Source organism: Clostridium ljungdahlii DSM 13528 (assembly GCF_000143685.1).
In the GTDB taxonomy this organism is placed as follows: Bacteria; Bacillota; Clostridia; order Clostridiales; family Clostridiaceae; genus Clostridium_B; species Clostridium_B ljungdahlii.
In genome coordinates, this window is sequence record NC_014328.1 from 3,652,453 (window position 1) to 3,673,835 (window position 21,383).

Annotated in this window: 16 protein-coding genes, 1 tRNA gene, 1 other RNA gene and 1 pseudogene; 4 read left to right on the forward strand and 15 right to left on the reverse strand. The window is 31.2% G+C overall.

Features of this window, described 5'->3' with window-relative positions; translation table 11 throughout:
• Nucleotides 1-56: 56 nt before the first annotated feature.
• From CLJU_RS16480 to CLJU_RS16495, 4 genes and pseudogenes are all read right to left on the reverse strand, one after another.
• A complete protein-coding gene (locus tag CLJU_RS16480; RefSeq protein ID WP_013239972.1) occupies nt 57-1,031 on the reverse strand; it encodes a D-2-hydroxyacid dehydrogenase in 975 nt (324 codons plus the stop codon).
• 305 nt (nt 1,032-1,336) lie between these two features.
• Nucleotides 1,337-1,789 carry a hypothetical protein gene (locus CLJU_RS16485; protein WP_013239973.1) on the reverse strand — a complete coding sequence of 151 codons (453 nt, stop codon included), beginning with the start codon at nt 1,787-1,789 and terminating at the stop codon, nt 1,337-1,339.
• Nucleotide 1,790: 1 nt separating this feature from the next.
• Nucleotides 1,791-2,592, reverse strand: a pseudogene (locus CLJU_RS16490) (DUF3100 domain-containing protein).
• 42 nt (nt 2,593-2,634) lie between these two features.
• Nucleotides 2,635-3,951 carry a M20/M25/M40 family metallo-hydrolase gene (locus CLJU_RS16495; protein WP_013239976.1) on the reverse strand — a complete coding sequence of 439 codons (1,317 nt, stop codon included), beginning with the start codon at nt 3,949-3,951 and terminating at the stop codon, nt 2,635-2,637.
• A 280-nt stretch (nt 3,952-4,231) separates the two neighbouring features.
• Here CLJU_RS16495 and CLJU_RS16500 point away from each other — a divergent pair, with 280 nt between their 5' ends.
• The gene (locus CLJU_RS16500; protein ID WP_013239977.1) at nt 4,232-6,235 is read left to right on the forward strand and encodes an oxidoreductase; all 2,004 of its coding nucleotides are present in this window, start codon (nt 4,232-4,234) and stop codon (nt 6,233-6,235) included.
• Nucleotides 6,236-6,299: 64 nt separating this feature from the next.
• On the opposite strand, the gene CLJU_RS16505 is transcribed toward CLJU_RS16500, so the two are convergent.
• On the reverse strand, nt 6,300-7,994 hold the full coding sequence (locus tag CLJU_RS16505; RefSeq protein WP_013239978.1) for a methyl-accepting chemotaxis protein: 1,695 nt from the start codon (nt 7,992-7,994) through the stop codon (nt 6,300-6,302).
• Nucleotides 7,995-8,248: 254 nt separating this feature from the next.
• Nucleotides 8,249-9,559 (reverse strand): VanW family protein, encoded by a 1,311-nt coding sequence (locus CLJU_RS16510; RefSeq protein ID WP_013239979.1) that lies wholly within the window; start codon nt 9,557-9,559, stop codon nt 8,249-8,251.
• Between the two features lie 270 nt (nt 9,560-9,829).
• On the opposite strand from CLJU_RS16510, the gene CLJU_RS16515 reads away from it, so the two are divergent.
• Nucleotides 9,830-10,555 carry a phosphatase gene (locus CLJU_RS16515; RefSeq protein WP_013239980.1) on the forward strand — a complete coding sequence of 242 codons (726 nt, stop codon included), beginning with the start codon at nt 9,830-9,832 and terminating at the stop codon, nt 10,553-10,555.
• 60 nt (nt 10,556-10,615) lie between these two features.
• On the opposite strand, the gene CLJU_RS16520 is transcribed toward CLJU_RS16515, so the two are convergent.
• The 5 genes from CLJU_RS16520 to CLJU_RS16535 form a co-directional block, all read right to left on the reverse strand.
• Nucleotides 10,616-11,635, reverse strand: a complete 1,020-nt coding sequence (locus CLJU_RS16520) for a glycosyltransferase family 2 protein (protein ID WP_013239981.1) — start codon at nt 11,633-11,635, stop codon at nt 10,616-10,618.
• Nucleotides 11,601-12,812, reverse strand: a complete 1,212-nt coding sequence (glf, locus tag CLJU_RS16525; RefSeq protein ID WP_013239982.1) for a UDP-galactopyranose mutase — start codon at nt 12,810-12,812, stop codon at nt 11,601-11,603. Before glf ends, CLJU_RS16520 begins: the two co-directional genes overlap by 35 nt.
• 255 nt (nt 12,813-13,067) lie before the next feature.
• Nucleotides 13,068-13,258: non-coding RNA, 6S RNA (gene ssrS / locus CLJU_RS21840), on the reverse strand.
• 281 nt (nt 13,259-13,539) lie between these two features.
• The gene (locus tag CLJU_RS16530; RefSeq protein ID WP_013239983.1) at nt 13,540-13,800 is read right to left on the reverse strand and encodes a spore coat protein; all 261 of its coding nucleotides are present in this window, start codon (nt 13,798-13,800) and stop codon (nt 13,540-13,542) included.
• 20 nt (nt 13,801-13,820) lie between these two features.
• Complete coding sequence (locus tag CLJU_RS16535; protein WP_013239984.1) at nt 13,821-14,027, reverse strand: hypothetical protein; 207 nt, start codon at nt 14,025-14,027, stop codon at nt 13,821-13,823.
• Nucleotides 14,028-14,243: 216 nt separating this feature from the next.
• Between CLJU_RS16535 and CLJU_RS16540 the strand changes: the two genes are divergently transcribed.
• Nucleotides 14,244-15,809, forward strand: coding sequence for an FAD-dependent oxidoreductase (locus CLJU_RS16540; protein WP_013239985.1), 1,566 nt, complete (start codon nt 14,244-14,246; stop codon nt 15,807-15,809).
• 64 nt (nt 15,810-15,873) lie between these two features.
• Entirely contained in the window at nt 15,874-16,911 is a 1,038-nt protein-coding gene (locus tag CLJU_RS16545; protein WP_013239986.1) for an alpha/beta hydrolase, read from the forward strand.
• 175 nt (nt 16,912-17,086) lie between these two features.
• Here CLJU_RS16545 and CLJU_RS16550 read toward each other — a convergent pair.
• The 4 genes from CLJU_RS16550 to polA all read right to left on the reverse strand — a co-directional run bounded on the left by CLJU_RS16550 (nt 17,087) and on the right by polA (nt 21,111).
• Nucleotides 17,087-17,171, reverse strand: a tRNA-Leu gene (locus CLJU_RS16550).
• A gap of 54 nt (nt 17,172-17,225) precedes the next feature.
• Nucleotides 17,226-17,813, reverse strand: a complete 588-nt coding sequence (locus CLJU_RS16555; RefSeq protein ID WP_023162173.1) for a lytic transglycosylase domain-containing protein — start codon at nt 17,811-17,813, stop codon at nt 17,226-17,228.
• A gap of 19 nt (nt 17,814-17,832) precedes the next feature.
• Complete coding sequence (gene coaE / locus CLJU_RS16560; RefSeq protein WP_013239988.1) at nt 17,833-18,456, reverse strand: dephospho-CoA kinase; 624 nt, start codon at nt 18,454-18,456, stop codon at nt 17,833-17,835.
• 24 nt (nt 18,457-18,480) lie between these two features.
• Nucleotides 18,481-21,111, reverse strand: coding sequence for a DNA polymerase I (gene polA / locus CLJU_RS16565; RefSeq protein ID WP_013239989.1), 2,631 nt, complete (start codon nt 21,109-21,111; stop codon nt 18,481-18,483).
• Nucleotides 21,112-21,383: the final 272 nt, after the last annotated feature.

Sequence of the window (21,383 nt, forward strand, 5' to 3'; positions counted from 1 at the left end):
CAAACTTAAATTTTAAGCAGAATCACTTCAAAGGTCTTCTAATTCAAAAACACATATTACCTACTTACAACATTTACAGGAGATCCTTCCAAAAATCTTTCTAGATTCTCTGCTGCAATTTCCATAAGTCTCTGTCTTGATTCTTTAGGTGCCCAAGAAATATGTGGGGTAATTATACAATTTTTTGCCTTCATCAGGGGATTGCTTTCCTCTATAGGCTCTGTAGATACTACATCTAAAGCGGCTCCAGAAATTTTCCCACTATTTAACGCCTCTGCTAAATCTTTCTCTACAATTAAAGGTCCTCTAGCATTATTTATTATAATTACTCCATCTTTCATTTTACTTATGGAGTCTTTATTAATGATACCTCTATTACTATCAAATAGTGGACAGTGTAAGAAAATAACATCTGATTCTTGAAATAATTCATTTAATTTTACGTATTTCATACTATTACTTTCTAAGTTTTTATTCTCATGTTTATCATAAGCAAGTACTTTCATGCCAAATGCCTGTAGTATTTTTCCTGTTGATTGTCCAATTCTACCATAACCTATAATTCCTGCAGTTTTATTAGCTAACTCAATAAGGGGATATTTCCAAAAACACCAATCTCCATTGCTTGCCCATTCTCCGTTTTTTACTGCCTCACTATGAGCCCATACATGGTGACACAGTTCAAGAAGCAGTGCTACTGCCATTTGGCTTACGGAACTTGTCCCATATGTCGGAATATTTGTTACAGTAATTCCTAATTCCTTAGCTGCATTTACATCCACCATATTGTACCCTGTAGCTAATATTCCAATATATCGTAATTTAGGTGACTTTTCCAATATACCTCTAGATAATGTTATATCATTGGTAAAAACAATTTCTGCATCTTTTATTCTCTCCAATATTAAATCATTATTACCGTTATCATGGGAAGTACGATCATAGACATTCAAATCTCCAAGCTTTTCAAGGGGTTCCCAGCTTATATCTCCGGGATTTAACGTATATCCATCCAATACAACAATTTTCATGCTAACTCTCCTCATAATTATAAATTTTCTAAGTATAAAATAATTTTATACACATCAATATAGGATTATGTATAAATTAAAATACCTATAAACTCAACTTTCGCACATATAAAATTTTGACTTAATATAAAAAGCTTGCGAAGCAAAGCTTCGCAAGTTAAGAATTAATAATGAAAAATTGCTTCGCAAAGTTTTTAAACTGCGAGAGTTGAATTTTCTAAGTAAAAAGTAACTTTATACACCTTGATATATGGTGTAGATTAAAATACTTATAAAATAATTATAAGTATTTTAACCACAAAAATCTATATTTGGCCTGTAGCTTTTAAAACAATTTGTGCAATCATGGTAGCAAAAACAAAAGTACCTGTGTAAACAGTTAATGCTACAATAATTATCTTCCAACTTAAGGATTTAAAAAGTTTTAAATCCTTGCCTAGTGACAAACCGGCAAAAGCTAAAACTGGAGTAGTAAGAGCAATCATATCTATTTTTTCTAAATACTGTTTGTCCAAAAAAGCACCATAGGGATTAAGAGGGCTTGTAACCAAAACGGCTACTATAGATACCCAAAACACTGTAGGAATATTAGCAGGCACAATTTTTTTAATTATAATACCTAATAAAGTAATAGCTAATAATATAGCCATGCCAATAATTCCTATCTTTAAAGGAACTTTATTTTTTATAGTATTTCCTACTAAAGCAATTATTCCAACCCAAAATAAAATAAATGCCTCCTGAATAAGTCTTTTCATGCTAGATTTCCCCTCTCTTTTTGCTATTTCTTCCGATTTTAGGTTCTAACCAACCATATAATTTATTGGCAACTGGTAAAGAAACAAATAGCGTAAAATATATTCCCACTATGGTTGTTATTAAATTAGATGCTGCTGCAAAACTAGCTATTTCCTTAGCCTTTGCAGGGAAAACAGCAGTAATAGCTCCTGAAGCTGCAGCCATCATACTTCCAGATCCTACTCCTGATCCCATGGCTAGTGCCAATGGATTAAATATTTTTACTGATCCAATATATCCAGCAAGAAGTCCTATATAAATTGCACCAAATAAAGTTCCACAGATATAAATTCCCATTACTCCACGTCCTTCTGGAGAATCCATACCATACTTTTCTGCAATAATTGCAATATTAGGTTCACGATCAATAGAGAAAGTAGCTCCTACTGCTTCACGTTTAAGACCAAGTAAAAGAGCAATTGGAAGTCCTAAAATTACTGTACCTAAAAAGTGGCCGAGTTCCTGGAAACAAAGTGCCCATCCTGATTTAACCAACATAACAATAGAAGGTCCTTGTAGCACCTATTTTGGCGACAAACAATATTACTACAATTCCCATAATATCATTTGACAGCTTCATTTCATCTTCCGACATAATTTTTAACTTAGGTAAACTTATAATTATTCCAATAACTAATGCATAGAGCATTGGTAGAAACACAAGATATCCTGGCCCTAGTTTTATTTTCTTTTGACCTATTAGCTCTGTTACTACAACTAATATAAGAGCTAGGATAAAAATTTTAAAATATTTTTTTAACATTATTTTGCCCCCTAATAATTTTTTAGCTAAAATGAATTTATGTTAATTATTAAACTCATCCATTACCTTTAGATATTCTTCTTTAGAAAACTTAGGCTTGAAATTTTTTACTATATCTTTACCTTTTTCTGCACCATTGACTAAAAGATCTATTACTGTCATTGCAAATAACTTAGCTGGCAGAATACAAGCTGCTCTATAATCCTCTACATTAAATTCCTTTGAATGCAAATTTCCACTTACACCGCCTACATAAGGGTGTATGCTTGGTATTAGCTGAGATATATCTCCCATGTCCGTTGAAGCAAAAAAATGTCCTCCATCTAAAATGCTTTCTTCAGGAAGAAATTCCTTACAATTATCTTTATATATATCATTTAATTTAGCACAGCACTCAAGAGGTAGATAACCTGGTATAGTTTTAATAACTGTTTTTGCACCTATTGCATCTCCCCCAGCTTTAAGAGCTCTATCAACTTTTTTGTTGGTTTTTACCATGGCATCTATAGTTCTTGCACGCACATAGCTTTCAATTCTTACATCATCAGGTACGCTGTTTACTACGTCTCCTCCTTTAGTAATAATAGGATGAAATCTTATGTAATCTTCATCTCTAAAAGTTTCCCTAAGAGCATTTACACCCATTAGTCCCAGCATTGCTGCATTTAGCGCATTTACACCTTCATCTGGTGCTTCAGCAGCATGAGCTACTTTTCCTATATATTGTATTGTCTTTGCAACAAATCCATTGCTGGATTTACCTATTGAAACAGTAGGTTTAGGACTATTTTTTAGAGAGTGCATCATCATAGCTATATCTACATCATCAAATTCACCTTCATATATGAGCTGCTGCTTTCCTCCAAAAAAATGAAGTTTGCCTTGCTTTCGAAGTTTTTCTCTATAGTCAAATTCAATGCATTCTTCTGAAGGTACTGCAAAAAAAGTCACATTTCCATCTAATTTGTTTGAAATTCCAGAAAGCTTTAATCCTACAGCAGCACCAATTAAAGCTCCTAGTTGAAGATGATGACCACAAGTATGAGCTGCTCCAGTTTCTGGATTTGAATTTTTATTTCCCCTACATATAACGGCATCTAACTCTCCAAGTACAGCTATATTTACACCTTCACACTGATCTTTTAATTTTGCCTTTACTCCAGTTAAAGCAAGACCATCTCGATATTTTAAACCTATTTCGTCAAAAATGCCTTTTACCTTCTTTGACGTTTTCTGTTCCTTGAATCCTAATTCTGGTTCCTTTTCTACAGATTTTGAAAAGTTTATTATTTTTTCTGCATTTTTTTCAATTGTACTACATACCAACTCCTTTAATTTTTTAATCTCTTCTTCTTCCATTATGTAATGCCCCCCTAAATTTGATTTATCAAGTAATTCTTAGGTTCAGATGGAGTTTGCTTATAAGGAAATACCTTTTCTCCATCTGAACCTTAGAAGAACTTATCCAGGTGCGTAGCAGTGCTTATCTCCCCATTTTGAAGAAGATGGGGAGTTAGCAATGGTAGCAATCGGATAAATACAATTATAGCACATTTTATGACAAATTCACTTTTAACGAAAAACAACATGGATTATGTCGAATAATTTAGGGAAAATAAATATATGGAGGTAAGTTATTATGAAAAATAAATCTTTGTTTCAACCTATTAAAATAGGGAAGATGGAAGTAAAAAACAAAATATCAATGGCACCTATGGGGGCTTTTGGACTTGTGGATAATGAAGGTTGCTATAATCAAAGAGCTATTGACTATTATGTAGAAAGAGCCAAAGGCGGTACTGGCCTTATTATAACAAGTATCACTAAAGTTGAAAATGAATTAGATAAGGTTGTACCAGGTATTATTCCTGTTATTTCAACAAACCCAGGAAGATTTCTAATGACATCTTCAGAGATGACAGAAAGAGTTCATGCTTATGGTGCAAAAATATTTTTACAACTAACAATGGGCTTCGGAAGAAGCGGGGCTCCAGGAACACTTTTAACATCCCAACCTGTCTCCGCTTCAGATATTCCAAATTATTGGGACCCAACTGTTACCTGTCGAGCACTTACTACTTCAGAAGTAGAATGGATAGTTTCAAAGTTCATTGAAGGTGCCGATATTGCTCAAAAAGCAGATTTTGATGGTGTTGAAATACATGCTGTACATGAAGGCTACTTGCTTGACCAGTTTACACTTTCCATATTCAATAGAAGAACAGATAAATACGGCGGAGATTTAAGAGGACGACTTCAGCTTCCTATAGAAATAGTTCAGGGCATAAAAGCAAGATTAGGAGATGACTTCCCAGTAGGCTTAAGATATAGTGTAAAAAGCTGCATAAAAGATTGGAGGCAGGGAGGACTCCCAGATGAAGACTACCTTGAAAAAGGTCGTGACTTAAAAGAAGGCCTTGATGCAGCAAAAATTCTAGAAGCAGCAGGATATGATGAACTCAATACAGATTTAGGAACTTATGATGCATGGTACTGGTCACATCCCCCTATTTACCAAAAGAACGGATTATATTTACCTTATACCAAAGAACTAAAAAAAGTTGTAAAAATTCCAGTTATAGTTGCAGGAAAATTAGGTATACCAGAAGATGCAGAAAAAGCTCTTGATGATAAAGCAGCAGATATGATTGGACTTGGAAGGCCACTTCTAGCAGATCCATACTGGCCAAAAAAAGTTCTCTCAGATAATTCTGAAAGAATTCGTCCTTGTATTGGATGTCATACTGGATGTCTTGGAAGAGGATTTGAAGGAAAACCTTTGAGCTGTACAGTAAATCCAGCTGTAGGTAGAGAAAGGTATTATGAAATAAAACCTACGCTTACACCAAAGAAAGTTATGGTTGTAGGAGGCGGAGTTGCTGGAATGGAAGCAGCTAGAATTATAAAAATGAGAGGACATGATGTTACAATTTATGAAGGTACAGATAAACTCGGCGGAGTAATTATTCCAGGTTCCGTACCTGATTTCAAAGTAGATGACAGAAGGCTAATTGATTGGTATAAAAGTGAAATAAAGGAGCTTGAAGTTAAAGTTAATTTCAATACAAAAGTAACAGAAGAGCTTGTAGAAGAAGAAAAACCAGATGTAGTTATAATTGCAACTGGTGCAAAAGAAATTAAAATAAATGTTCCTGGTATAGAAAAAGATAAAGTTATAACAGCTTTGGAACTTTTAAATGACAATAAAAAAGTTGGCAATGACGTACTTATGGTAGGTGGCGGACTTGTAGGCTGTGAAGCTGCACTTTATCTTGCAAAACAAGGTAAAAATGTCACCATTGTTGAAGCAAAAGATACATTATTAAATTCAAGTAAACCAATTCCACATATGAACAAAATCATGCTCATAGATCTTTTAAATATGTATAATGTGAAAGCCATTACAAATAATTCCCTCTTGGAAGTAACCGATAAAGGTGCAGTACTTATTAATAATAAATTTAAAAAACAAGAAGTATCTGCAGATACCGTTACAATTGCCGTCGGGTTTAAATCAGATAGAGAATTATACAACAAGCTAAATGGAAATATAGCTGACTTATACTTAATCGGAGATGCATACCAATCTGCTAATATAATGAATGCAATTTGGAGTGCCAACGAAATTGGGCTCAACTGCTAAAATATAAAAAACTTATAGAGTTTCTAGATTGAAAGTTAATTTCAATTGAGAAACTCTATAAGTTTTATTCTTCTGTTTTGAACTTATTTACATTTTCCATTACATTATTGACAATATGCAATAGCTTTTCAGCTGAATTAGTAACCTCTTCTGCAGAACTACTTAATTCCTCAGCTATGGCAGCTATATCTTTAGAAGATGTAGAAATTTCTTTTGCTGAAGAAGATGACGTCTCTAAATTATTTATTATAATAGATTTGTTATTGTCAGCCTCAATCATAGATTTATTAACTAGATTTATTCCTGGCAGCAATTTTTCTATATCATCAATTATTACCCTAAAAGAACTTGCAATGTTGTTTACAATACCAATTTGATTTGAAAATTGACAATCTACATTTTTAGTATCAGCAACAACAGCATTACTTTGATTAGAAACATTTTTTAAAAGTTCATTAATACTTTCAGATGAAGTTTTTGACTGTTCTGCAAGAATTCTAATTTCATCTGCCACTACACTAAATCCCTTTCCAGCTTCCCCAGCTCTAGATGCTTCTATAGATGCGTTTAATGCAAGTAAATTAGTCTGATCTGATATATCATTTATTAAATTTGTGATGTCACTTATTTTATCAATATTAGCGCCTAATCCTTGAATCTTTTCTGCAACAGATTTGAATTGAACATTTAAATCATTTATTGATTTTATTAGTAAATTCACATCTGCGCTGCTTTTCTTGGACTTTTCGCTAATATTATTTCCCATAACGCTAAATTCATTTATCATCTTAGTCGCATTTTCTATTCTTTTTCCAAATTCATCAAACACCTCTTCCATACTTACAATATGACAGACTTGTTTTTTGGAACTTTCTGACACTTTATGGATGATTAAAGAAACATTTTCTGCAGACAGCGACATTTCTTTAGATATACTATATAAATCATCAGAACTTCCATGGGCATTACTTACGTGTTCTTTTATATTTATTAAAATATTACTAACTTTTAATCTAAAATCATTTAAAGAATACATTATTTGTTCGATTTCATCCTTTGTCTTCAATTCCACATTCCCCTGCAAATTACCCTCACTCATATCTACTAATTTACTTTCAATTATGCCAATGTTATACTTTAATTTTTTTGAAAATAACCACACCGAAACTAAGGATATAATGACAGCAATTATAACTTGTAAGATGGAGAGATAAAAGAACAATTTTTTAATATTTTCAAATGTGGACACATCTTCATCTACTCCAATAGCAGCTATAACTTGTCCAGATGAATTTTTTATTGGAGCATAAGCTGACATATAAGTTCCCCATTTATCTGATGACGGTTCACTATCAACAGCAATACTACCATCAAAAGCACTGATCATTCCACCCTGCATTTCATAGCTTTCCAAATAATCTGCTGGATCAGGTGAAGCATCTATCAAAAATTGTGCAGTTTCATTATCTTTTTCTATGTAAACATAAAAATTTTTGATATCTTTTTTTGCCTTGAATACTATCATAGAATTTAATACTTCACCATATTCTTTAGAATTGTTAGATTTATCCTTTATTATCTTTTCTATCTTATTCTTGTCAATAATACTAATTGATTCTGTGACAGACTGTTTTGCTTTATCCCTCAGTTGTGATTCCGCCCTCTTAAGTATAACAGTACAACTTATCAAAGATATTGCTACAATAGCACCAACAACTACACATACTAACCTGAGAATTTTAGTCCCAAGTTTACTCATAATTTTAAAATCCCCCTAGCTTAAATGAAATCTATTAATGCTTTTTGTATTAAATTAAAAATATATACCTATAAATATTATAACTTGTTATAATATTTAAGTCATTAATAAAAATTTGTAAAAAACACCTCTAACTTCAATAGCACTGCATTTCAAATTTCTTGTTTAGCCTTATCAAAATATTTAGCGAGCTTGTGGCTTACCAAAATATCAGAGTATAAGTTGATTTTTCGTTTAGAAACTCTATAGAACTCCTAATTTGGGAGTCTATATTTATCAGTATTTATTTCTTGCTTAGAAATTTGTTTCCCATCCTTATAAGTAACTTTGTAAGCTTTTACCGTTAGTACTGTTTTATTATCTTCCTTTGTTGTTTTAACGCTATTTACAAGGTTATAGGTTTTTTCAGTTAATTTGGAATTAGAATAGATATTAAATGTTAAATTTCCATCCTCTACTAAGCATTCTATATATATTGGATAATTCAATGTATTTTTAAATTTATAATCTATATTTCCATAGTCTACTGTCGCATCCATTCCAAGTTCAACATAGCTAACAGGTAAATTATGATGATCCCTCTCTATAGGTACTATACCTGCTCTTACTACAGCATTATGAAGAGTACTTGACACCTGACATACTCCTCCTCCGAAGCCAGATTCTAACTTATCACCTACAATAACTCCAGCAGCTTGATATCCTCTCTTTTCTGTTCTTTCTCCTACTATATTATTAAAACTAAAGATTTGATTAGGCATTATTGTAATTCCATCTAAACTCTTTGCCGCCACATTAATATTATTAGCTCTACTATCTGTGGATGATGAAAAATCAGTTGTAAAACTAGATATTTTCGTATCTATCTTTTTTAAATCTGATTTTTTCATTACAGGCTGAATTTCTTTCATTTTAACATTAACCATTACATCTTTAGTATCTTTGCTATTAATTTCAGCTTCCATATCTTCAATAAGCTTGTCCTTATCAATCTCTTGGCCCTGCTTTTCCGAAGTAACTTGAAATTTATCATTTTTATCTCTAGTTATTTTGGCATCTATTGGTTTTTTATCAAAATCATTCTCTATTTTTGATATAATTTCTTCAGCCTCACTTTTATTATAACTGTACTTTAAACTAAACTGCTTTTCTTTTGCACTTCTTATAATTTTATATTTATCATAAATACTACCTTTTTTACCATATTTAAAAGCATCTTTTACAGTATCCTCTATGTTATAATTCATATTCAGCTTCGAATAGTTTATTTTATATACTTTATTTCCAGCTTTAATCAATATATTTTTTTTCAATGCTTCATTTACATATTTGTGCTTTAAAGTATCTACAGCCTCTTTTTCAGTTTTTCCACTTAAATTTATGCCCTCTACTTTAACTCCTGGATATATACGCTCATTATATCTATTAACTACAAAATGTACTAAGAATACATGTAAAACATAAATTGATAAGATCAATATGCATAGTGACCTTATCATTTTCTTTTTATTAATTTTAAATTTTATTGTCTTTTTCTCATTTTCTTTTTCTGTAATTTTTACCATTTACTATTGCAAATCCTCCTATAAACTAAAACTCTATTAAAATGGATTAATTTTATAAATAAATACACGAAACTTCACCTAAATTATATAATTATGTTATTTTATACTATATATAATACACCTATTTTGAAACCTTTACTATGGATTTTATCATATATTCATGCTTTTCCAATACTTTGAACTTTTATTGGATTTTAAATGACAAAAATGCAAATTCTAATATATAATTAATATAACAACATTTGTTGATTTTGAAAGGAGTTAATATAAATGAAATACGTTCTTGACGTACATACCCACACTATAGTTAGTGGCCATGCTTACTCTACTTTATTAGAAAATGCCAAATATGCTAGCGAAATAGGACTAGAGCTTTTAGGGTCAACAGAACATGGACCTTCTATGCCTGGTGCCCCTCATAAATGGTATTTTGAAAATCTTAAGGTACTTCCAAGAAAACTTTTTGGTGTAACTATGCTTTATGGATGTGAAGCAAATATTATAGATTATGAAGGAAATCTCGACTTATCAACAGATCTGCAGGAAAAATTGGATATAATCATAGCAAGTATCCACGAACCTATAATGGAGGCAAATAAAAATCCAGACCTAAATACCTCCGCTCTATTAAAAGTTATGGATAACCCTAATGTACATATTTTAGGCCATACTGGTAATCCAAAGTTTCCAATTCATGCAGAAGAAGTAGTTAAAAAGGCCAAAGAAAAAAGTATACTTATTGAAATAAACAATAGTTCCTTCGTAAGTTCACGAAAAGGCAGCGAAAAGAATTGTACGAAAATAGCAAGTTTATGTAAGGAATACGGAGTAAAAATAGTATTAAATAGTGATTCCCATTTTGCTTACCGCATCGGTGGCTTCGAAAGTGCAATAGAAATGTTAAAACAAATAGATATGCCAGAGGAACTAATCATAAACAGAAGTAAAAAGGATTTTCTCAGTTTCTTAAAAAGTAAAGGAAAAAACATTCAATAAACAGAGTTCTTGACATCAGATGGAGTTTTAACTCCACCTGATGCCAAGAATTCTGTTTATCTAATTAAATTTATATTTTTTATTGGTTAAACGATAGCCATATTCAACTACTTTTTTTCCAAAACTGCCATGAGCATTAGATATTATACCAAATAAACAGTATCTCATATCTGAATAGAGATTTTTATTTACACTCTTTAAATAGGACCACAAATCAGTTTTCTTTTTAAAGTTTTCCTCACTTCCCGAAACTATAAGGAGCACTGAAGAAATTGTCATCATCATAGAAAGATAGTTTCTCATGTACTTGTCCAAACGTTTATTAGGTATTTTATCAAATTTACAGTAAAAGTCTATCATACGTTTATTCACATAAAGCTGTTGATCTATCCTTTTTATCATGATTTTTTCATTTACAGATTGATCTTCCCTGCCAATAAAATATCTATATAAGTTGATATCCATGTAGTAAATTGTCTTCACATATGGAAGAGGTTCATAAACAAACAAGTTATCTACATAAAAAGTATGCTTTGGAAGCTCAAGTCCACATTCACACAAAAGAGATTTTCGATATATAACAGAATGCATGAGAATGTACTGAGATATCTTAAATTTACCTACATCATCCCATCCAAATATATGATTCTCAGGTAACACATTTTTATAGTTAACTACATGACTGGTATTATCTTTAGAATGCTCATAGACATAATTACATATCATCATATCTAGTATTTTTCCCTCTTTATAAAGTCTTTTCAGCACATCTATAACTTTCAACATTCCGGGTACATCAAGCCAATCATCAGAATCTACAACTTTAAAGTATATACCCGAGGCATTCTTAATACCCGTATTTACAGCCTGACCATGACCTCCATTCTCTTGATGTACTGCCTTTATAATATTAGGATATCTTGCTGCGTAATCATCTGCAATTTCTGCAGTATTATCAGAAGAACCATCATCAACAATTATTATCTCTACATCTTCTCCACCTGGAAGGAGAGTTTCTATACAATGTCCCATATAATCTGCTGAATTATAGCACGGAACTGTAAATGTTATTATCTTCATCAATATTATTTCCTTTCCTGCTACAAATAATTTCATCTGCCAAAATTAGTGCCCTCTCAATTATTGCATCCATGTTATAGTATTTATATTCTGCAAGTCTACCCAACAAATAAAAATCACGTAAACTATTAGTGAGTTGTTTATATTTTTCGTAAAGCTTAAAATTATCTGAACTAATTATAGGATAGTAAGGTGTCTCACCTTCAGAACCTGTATATGACTTTGGATATTCCTTCATTATAGTCGTCTTATTATAAACACTCTGACCTGTTAAATGTTTGAATTCCGTAATTCGTGTAAAAGGCTGGTCTACTGTATAATTTATAGTTCCCTTTGACTGATACCATGTTACATCATGTGTTTCAAATAAAAAATCTACAGTTCTATAGGGAAGACGTCCAAACTGGCAGTCAAAAAATTGATCTAAAGCACCAGTATATATTACTGTACCTTTAAACGGTCTATCCTCAAAAAATATATCATCTTCTATAATTTTCAAGAGTTCATTTGCATCAGTGTCAAGACGCAAACTTATATTAGGATGGTCTAATAACTTATCAAAAAGGGAAGTATATCCATTAGCTGGTATTCCCTGATATGTATCTTGAAAATAACGATTATCACGTGAAATTAGTATTGGGACTCTAGCTATAACAGACGAATCTATTTCTTCTGGAGTAACCCCCCACTGTTTTTGAGTATAATTGAGGAACACATTATTATAAATAAAATCAGCAAGTTCCTGAAATTCACTATCCTTATTATTTCCCAGTTCTGCAATGGTTAATCGCTGACCCATACCATAAGCAGAAACAAGCTTTTGTTCTAACCTATCTGCTTTTTTCAAATCGAAGGCCATATAAAGAGAATTTAAATTAAATGGGACAGGCATCAATTTTCCATATACATTTGCCAAAACTTCATGAGAATAATCCCTCCACTTTGTAAATCGAGAGACATAGTCAAATACACGCTTGTTATAAGTGTGAAATATATGGGGTCCATATTTATGTACTAGTATACCATCCTCATTTAAAAAATCATAAGTAGTACCTGCAATATGGCTGCGTTTTTCCATAATCAATACCTTTTTACCTGCCCGCTCTGCTAGTTCCCTAGATATCACCGCCCCTGCAAGCCCACAGCCTATTACTAGGCAATCATATGTTTTATTCATTTGTTCATATTTCCTCCATTCATTATGTATTGTGTCTTATGCAAAAAAATTATATACTTCATCTTAAAATAATCATTATTATATAAAATTAACCTCACTTATTTTTCATTTTTATAAGTACCCTTATAATTTAATAGTACACATACCTCTTGTTCATAGCAAGACTCTAGTACAATATTTATTTGTTTTTAAAAAAATGTTTACTTTTAATTGTAACAAAAAGAGAGATATAAATACCTCTCTTCACTTATCTAATGTTTATCCGAAATACCGCCGCTTTTTTCTTGAAACCTATCACACTGATAGGTGGGTGCCCTCACAGATGTTTCTATCTCTTAAATGCCTTAAAGGTCTCACAGAAGGTACATATACACATCAAAATATTGAACTCCCTTATAAATACTGTAGGATCAAGATAAGAAGCTAATCGAATATTTCAGAAATTATTTTCTTTTAATGTGACGAACGGAAGTTAAATCTCTAGTAATTACTCACACGTTCTTCAAACTTCACTTATTAGAAACTACCCTAAACTACTGTAAATCAATACCTTTAGTAAACTTAAAACAAGTTTGCTATCATTCTATATATGTATATTATCACATTAAATTAAACATTTCAATTTAATTTTAACACTACTTTAGATTCATTAAAATATACCTTCTGGAAAACACTTAGCAAATAAAAAACAATCTCAATTTTCAAATTGAGATTGTTTTTTATCTTACTATCTTAATGAGCTCATCATTTGATTAGATTCATTTTTTAATTGTTGTACATCCGATTCTGGGGCATCTTTTGTAGGATACCATCCCTTTTGTCTCATAGTATCAAAAATTTTGTATTGAATATCCTGGGCATTTTTAAAATTGTTTACTAAGGTGTTTCTTAAATTAGTACAAGAAGTTTCTGTTATTCCTGTACTATATGCTGAAATAACCTGTTTTTCACTAGCTAAAAGGTCGTGCATAAGTTCTTGTTCATTCATAATCTAATTCCCCTTTCTTTTTATTGATGTGAATCTAAATAGGATTTTAAAGATGTAAAATTTTGTTTGTGGACTTGAGCAGCTTCATTACACAAATTTTTTATTTGCGTATCACTGCATCTTCCTGAACAATCATTAAATTTCTTGTTCATCAATGCTTCGTATTCAATTTGATCCTTCAATACCTTTAAATTTCCAGTATCCAATTGTTTGTTGCCAGTTGTCATAATTTCTACCTCCCTAATTTTTTTTACAAGTATATTATTACCTTATAAATCAAATTTATGTATATAATATTCAAGATCATTGAACATAAGCTCTTAGGCATTTTCAAAGAAATAACCAATCATCATGCTAGTCTATTTTTTCAAATGCCTTATTGAATATTTTTTTATTAAAAGGAAAAATTAATCTTATCTGAATATATAAAGGAGCGTAGGTTTATGAATAAATGCTGTACTAATCCTAATGCTATAGAAGGAATTTTAGAGTCTTACTGGATAGACTCCACATCCAAAACAAATTACCCTTCTTTAAAAGAAGACATACAAGTTGATATTGCAATCATAGGAGGCGGCATAGCTGGAATTACCTGTGCCTTTCTACTAAAAAAAGAAGGTTTTAAAGTTGCTGTATTAGAAGCAGACAACATAGCAAACGGTACCTCCGGTCATACAACTGCTAAAATAACTTCCCAACATCATTTAATATATGATAAATTAATAAATGAATTTGGAATGGAAAAGGCAAGACAATATGCAGAAGCAAATGAAATTTCCATTAGATTTATAGAAAATTTAGTAAAAGAATACAACATAGATTGTGACTATAAACATGTACCTGCTTATATGTATACCCAGGACAAAAATTATGTAAAAAGTCTAGAAAAGGAAGTAAAAGCTGCCCAAAGTCTTGGATTAAAAGCAGAATACTTGGATAATATACCTCTTCCATTACCCATAGAAGGCGCTGTCTATTTTAAAGATCAGGCTGAATTTCATCCTAAAAAGTATCTTTTATCCCTTGCTGATAAAATACCTGGAAATGGCAGCTATATATTCGAAAAGACTACTATAATAGATGTAGAAAGCGAAGCTCCCTGTATACTTTTATCCCGTAATGGAAAAAAAGTAACCTCATCAAAACTCATTATAGCTTCACATTTTCCGTGTTATGATAACTTAGGTTTATATTTTACTAGACTTAAACCAGATAGGTCTTATGTATTAGCATTAAAAATTAAAGAAAAATTTCCAGAAGGTACATTTATAAATGCAGAAAGTCCCGGCCGCTCCCTTCGTTCTCAGACTGATAATGGAAAAGAAATTGTGCTTATTGGAGGAGAAGGTCATAAAACAGCCCATGGTGAAAACACTATAAATCATTATAATAATTTGAAATGCTTTTCTGAAAATATATTTAGTGTTGAAAAGATTTTGTATCAATGGTCTACACAGGATTACATAACCTTAGATGGGGTACCTTATATAGGCAAATTGACTTCATCATCAAAAAATATCTATGTAGCCACAGGTTTTGGAAAATGGGGAATGACGAACAGCACCGCTGCCGCTGTCCTATTAAAGGATTTAATTATGAATCATGACAATCCTTGGGAGCAAATTTATAACCCTTCTCGTTCTATAACACTTAATTCTACTAAAAACTTTTTTGTAGAAAACTTTGATGTAGCCAAACAACTACTGGAGGGAAAACTTAGTTATGCCTCCAGTGAACTCAAATTTAAAAAAGGGGAAGGAAAAGTTTTTACTTTTAATGGGAATAAGTATGGAGCTTATAAAGATGAAGATGGCATTACCCACATAGTAGATATCACCTGCACCCATATAGGATGTGAATTAGTGTGGAACGATGCTGAGAAAACCTGGGATTGTCCTTGTCATGGTTCTAGATTCAGCTACGAAGGTGATGTAGTAGAAGGTCCTGCACATCGCAGGTTAAATCATTTTAGGGAGAAACCAAATAAACCTGACCCAAACATTGTTTGATATATAATGTTCCAGCAGAAATACGCGTTACTGAATTCCACAATAGGCGGAGGATGTAAATAGAATGAAAAAATTTATTAAAATAACATCAGTTATCCTATTTATAATTATAGCAGCGGGTTTTTTTATTATTGAAAATTTAACTAAAACAAATAGTGGTAAACTTGATACTTATGTCGCAATAAAATTACACCTAAACAAAATTTTAAGCCCTAATTCAATAGATGCTAAATCAATAAAAGAAATCAGAGAATACTTAAATACCCAATCAACTAAATGGTCTAACAATCCCATACCATTTTCTAATATAAAAAACACTACTATAAAGGTAAACTCTGAAAAAATACCAGTACGTATATATACTCCTAAAGATAGCAGCAAACTTCCTATTATTATTTACTCTCATGGTGGTTTCTGGATTGCAGGAAGTATTGATAATTACGATAGTATTTGTAGAAAACTTTCGCAGAATACGAATGCAATAGTAATATCTGTAGGCTACCGCCTTGCTCCAGAAAATCCTTTTCCTGCTGCAGTTAATGATATGTATAATGTACTCCAATGGACTCATAAAAATGCATCAAGTATAAATGGAGATGGAAGATATATAGCACTTACAGGGGACAGTGCAGGCGGAAATCTTTCTGCTGCAGTTTCTCTCATGTCAAGAGATAAAAATGGTCCTCCTGTAACTTGTGAAGTGCTAATATATCCATCCACAAATATATTTCAATTAAATAGTAATTCCTGGTCTTATTTTGCCAATAATCTTAACATCTCAAAAACAGACATGGAAAAATATATCTCACTATATGTTCCCAAAAAAGAGGATAGAAAAAATCCTTATGCATCTCCTCTTTTAGCTAGAGACTTTAAAAAGTTACCTGATACACTTATAATAACAGCAGAAATTGATCCCCTCCGGGATGAAGGTGAAGCTTATGGTAAAAAGTTAAAGGATGCAGGAATAAATACACAAGTTACCCGGTACAATGGTGTACCCCATGGATTTATTTCAATGAGTAAAATAACAAATAAATCAGAGAAAGCCTTAAATGAGATTTCTCTCTACCTTCAAAAAGAGTTTCACAAACATAAATAATATAAACAGATTTCTAAGCATCAGATGGAGTTTTGACTCCACCTGATGCTTAGAAATCGTTATCCAGGGACGTAGCTGCTCTTTACTCCAACTTGAAGAAGTGGGAGTATTAGAGCAGGTAGTCATCGGACAAATAAAAAAAGGCAAGTTTTAAACTTGCCTAACATTTCTTAAATGGTGCGAAGAACGGGAGTTGAACCCGTACGATGTTACTCACACGCCCCTCAAACGTGCGCGTCTGCCTATTCCGCCACCCTCGCATTACAATAGTTATTATAATGACTTTTTATTAAACTGTCAACTAAATTTTAAAATTACAAAAAATTTACAATAATTATAGAAGTATTCATCTGCAAATTCTTGTATAAGTACTTATATACCCTGTAATTTACTTTTACACGTTTAATATATTTATCCGTTTCTTTAAAAGGTATGTACTGTATATTCTTTCCATCTTTAGAATGATCGGAATCCTTCAACCACTTTTTTACATTTCCCCTACCTCCATTGTAAGCTGCCAAAATTAAATCCATATTGTTATCAAACTCTGATTTTAAATTGTTCAAATACCAGCATCCCATTCTTATATTAAACTCAGGATCATTTAGCATGTTATCTTGGAAATTTGATACTCCCATCTTATCTGCCGCCCATTCTGCAGTATCTGGAGTTATCTGCATAAGTCCTATAGCATTTTTGTTGGACCTTACATTTTCTTTAAAGTTACTTTCTGTCTTAATTACAGCCATTACAAAGTAGGGATCTAAATCATATTGTTTTGCATATTCTGCTATATAAGTTGAATACTTTAATGGATAACAATATCTTGCAATACTTTTTACACATAATACAGCTACCATTATTAGTATTATAACTATTGCTACTTTTTTTAGAAACCTCAATTTTTTTGTGTCTTAAAAACTATATTTTAGGACACTTCACCCCCCCATATTTTCTGCTTATTCTTATAAATATCTCCTTTAATTGTGTTTTAGTTTCATCTAAAGTATTAGAATTATCTAGTACAAAGTCCGCATACTTTTTCTTTTCTTCCAAAGGCATCTGAGAGTTTATTCTGCTAAGCACTTGACCTTCCGTTAATTTATCTCTACTTTTTACCCTGCTTATCTGTACCTCTTTATTTACCCAAACTAATAGCATTTCATCCAAATAACTACAAAATCCATTTTCTATGAGGGTAGCTCCATCTATAACACAAATTTTTTCACATTTTTGTTCTAATTCTTCTACTTTTTTTAATATTTCCTTTTTAATGAAAGGCATTATAATACTTTCATATTTAGTTCTTTCTCCTTCATTAGAAAATATATAATTTCCAAATTCTTTTCTTCTAAGTTTACCTGAAAGATCAATAAATCTTTCTCCAAAAATACATTTAATTTTTTCAATTATTACAGGATATTTTTCAATTACTTCCCTAGCTATAATATCTGCATCCACTATACTTATATCGTGCTCTCTCAGTATATCAGAAACAGTGCTTTTTCCGCTTCCTATACCTCCAGTAAGCCCTATTTTAATCACAGTTTTCTTCCCCTTTATACTAATTTACTTAGCCTCATACCAATTACTTCCTACACTTATATCTACTTCAAGAGGGACTTTCAGTTGTAAAACTTTTTCCATTTCTTCTTTTACTACAGATTTTACATTATCAATTTCCTCTTTATACACATTTAGAATTAGTTCATCATGTACCTGAAGTATTAGTTTGCTTTTTAATTTATTTTCCTCTAATCTTCTATACACATTTACCATAGCTATTTTTATTATGTCCGCTGCACTGCCTTGAATAGGTGTGTTCATTGCAAGTCTTTCTCCAAATGACCTCACTATCTTATTTGAAGATTTTATCTCAGGTATAAACCTCCTTCTATTCATAAGTGTAGTAACATAAGAATTTACTTTAGCCTCTTTTACTATATCGTCCATATATAACTTTACCTTCGGATATCTTTCAAAATAAGTGTCTATATAAAGCTTTGCTTCTTTTCTAGATATTTTTAAATTTTTAGCCAAACTAAAGTCACCTATTCCATAGACTATACCAAAGTTTACTGCTTTAGCATTACTTCTCTGAGCAGATGTAACTTCATCTATAGGTACCTTAAACACTTCTGAAGCAGTTTTTGTATGAATATCACTATGATTTATAAACGCACTTATCAAATTTTCATCATCAGCAATATGAGCAAGTACTCTCAATTCTATCTGTGAATAGTCTGCTGAAAGTATAACACAGTCTTCATTTTCTGGAACAAATATTTTTCTTATCTCTTTACCCATCTCATATTTTATAGGTATATTTTGAAGATTAGGTTCTGTACTTGAAAGTCTTCCCGTAGTTGTTACCGTTTGATTAAAACTGGAATGAATTTTGTCATCTTCCTGTATTACTGCTTTAAGTCCTTCAATATATGTTGAATACAATTTAGTAAGCTGTCTATAGTAAATTATCTTTTCAACTATAGGATGTTTATCTTTTAATTTTTCAAGTACTTCTGCATTAGTGGAATATCCCGTCTTAGTCTTTTTTATTACAGGTAGATCCAACTTTTCAAATAAAATTTTTCCAAGCTGTTTTGGAGAATTTATATTGAATTCTTCTTCAGAAAGAGAATATATTTCTTTCTGTACTTTATCTATTTCAATTTTAAATTTACCTTCTTGTTCCACAAGCTTATCTTTATCAACCTTAAAGCCTTCACATTCCATAGATGCAAGCACGTATATAAGAGGCTGTTCTACTTTATACAAAAGCTCTTCCATATGAGCTTCTTCTATTTTCTTTGTAAGCTCGGAATAAACCTTACTAAAAAGCACAGTTTCCTTAGAAAAAAATTTTTCGTCATCTTCTGAAATTTCAACTCCCGTATACTGTCTTATAATATCCTTAAGCTCATAGTCAGATCTCGATGAATCTATAAGATAAGCTGCTATTTTTATATCAAATTCTAATTTTAAAAATCTTATACCCATTTTATATAATATGCTGCAAGGAACTTTTACATCATACCCTACCTTGGATATACCTTCATTTTCAAATAAAAGTTTAAAAAGTTCTACTGCTTTATTTTTATCTTCATTATATATTTCATTTATATGTATCTGAAAGTTTTTTTCATTTAAACTTATAAATACCTTATCTATATAATTTCTAGAATAACTTTCCTCGTCTTCTACTTTAAAGTTTATATATACTAAATCATTATTTTTTAAAGAATTTACAAAATCACTAAACTTGTGTAAAGTATCTATTTCCGTAAATTCAACATCAAATTCCTGTGCTTTATCCTTCTGGATTTCGTTAAGCCCATGAATTTTGCTTATCAAAGATTTAAATTCAAGTTTTTCAAATACCTTCTTTAATCCCTGTGCATCATACTCTTCCTTTGACTCAATGGACTCAAGATCCATTTCCACAGGTACATTAGTCATAATAGTTGCAAGTTTTTTACTAAAAATAGCCTGCTCCATATTATCTTTTAAGTTTTCCTTTAGCTTTTTTCCACTTATATCCTCTACATTTTCATATACATTTTCTATACTCTTATATTGTTTTATTAATTTAAAAGCAGTTTTTTCACCTACACCAGGAACCCCAGGTATATTGTCTGAAGTATCACCCATAAGTCCTTTAACATCTATAAACTGTGTAGGAGTTACCCCATACTCTTCTATCATCCTATTTCTATCATATATCTCTTTTTGAGTTATACCTTTTTTAGTTATAACTATCTTTACTTTATCTGTAGCAAGCTGAAGGGCATCCCTATCTCCTGTAACTATATAGACCTGTATACCATTTTTTTCAGCAAAGACAGATAGTGTTCCCATAAGATCATCTGCTTCAAATCCATCTATTTCAAAAATACTTACGGACATCATTTTTAATATTTCCTTGATTACTGGAAATTGCTCTGACAATTCAGGAGGCATCTTTTTTCTTCCAGCTTTATATTCACTGTATTTATTATGTCTAAAAGTAGGTGCACTTCTATCAAAAGTACATACCACATAATCTGGTTTAATTTCCTCCTTCATTTTAAGAAGCATATTTAAAAAACCATAAACTGCATTTGTATGGACTCCTTCTAGATTAGTTAGATCTGGGAGTGCGTAAAATGCCCGATGCATCAAACTATGTCCATCTAATATCAGCAACTTTTCATCATTCATTGAATTACCTCCAAAATTTCATTTATGAAGAAACTGTACACTCTATATATAGTATCATTTTTATTGTAAATTAGAAATAAAGTATTGTAAAAATTTTTATCTTATTCTAAAATTAATATAAACACATTAAAATTATAATTATATCATGTACAAGTTAATAATTCTATATTTAATTTTTACTTTCACTGCAATTAATAATTTCAACTAATTAAAAATCTTTAATATAGCAATTCAGATTCAAAATATTTTCTATTTAATTTCTATACTAAATA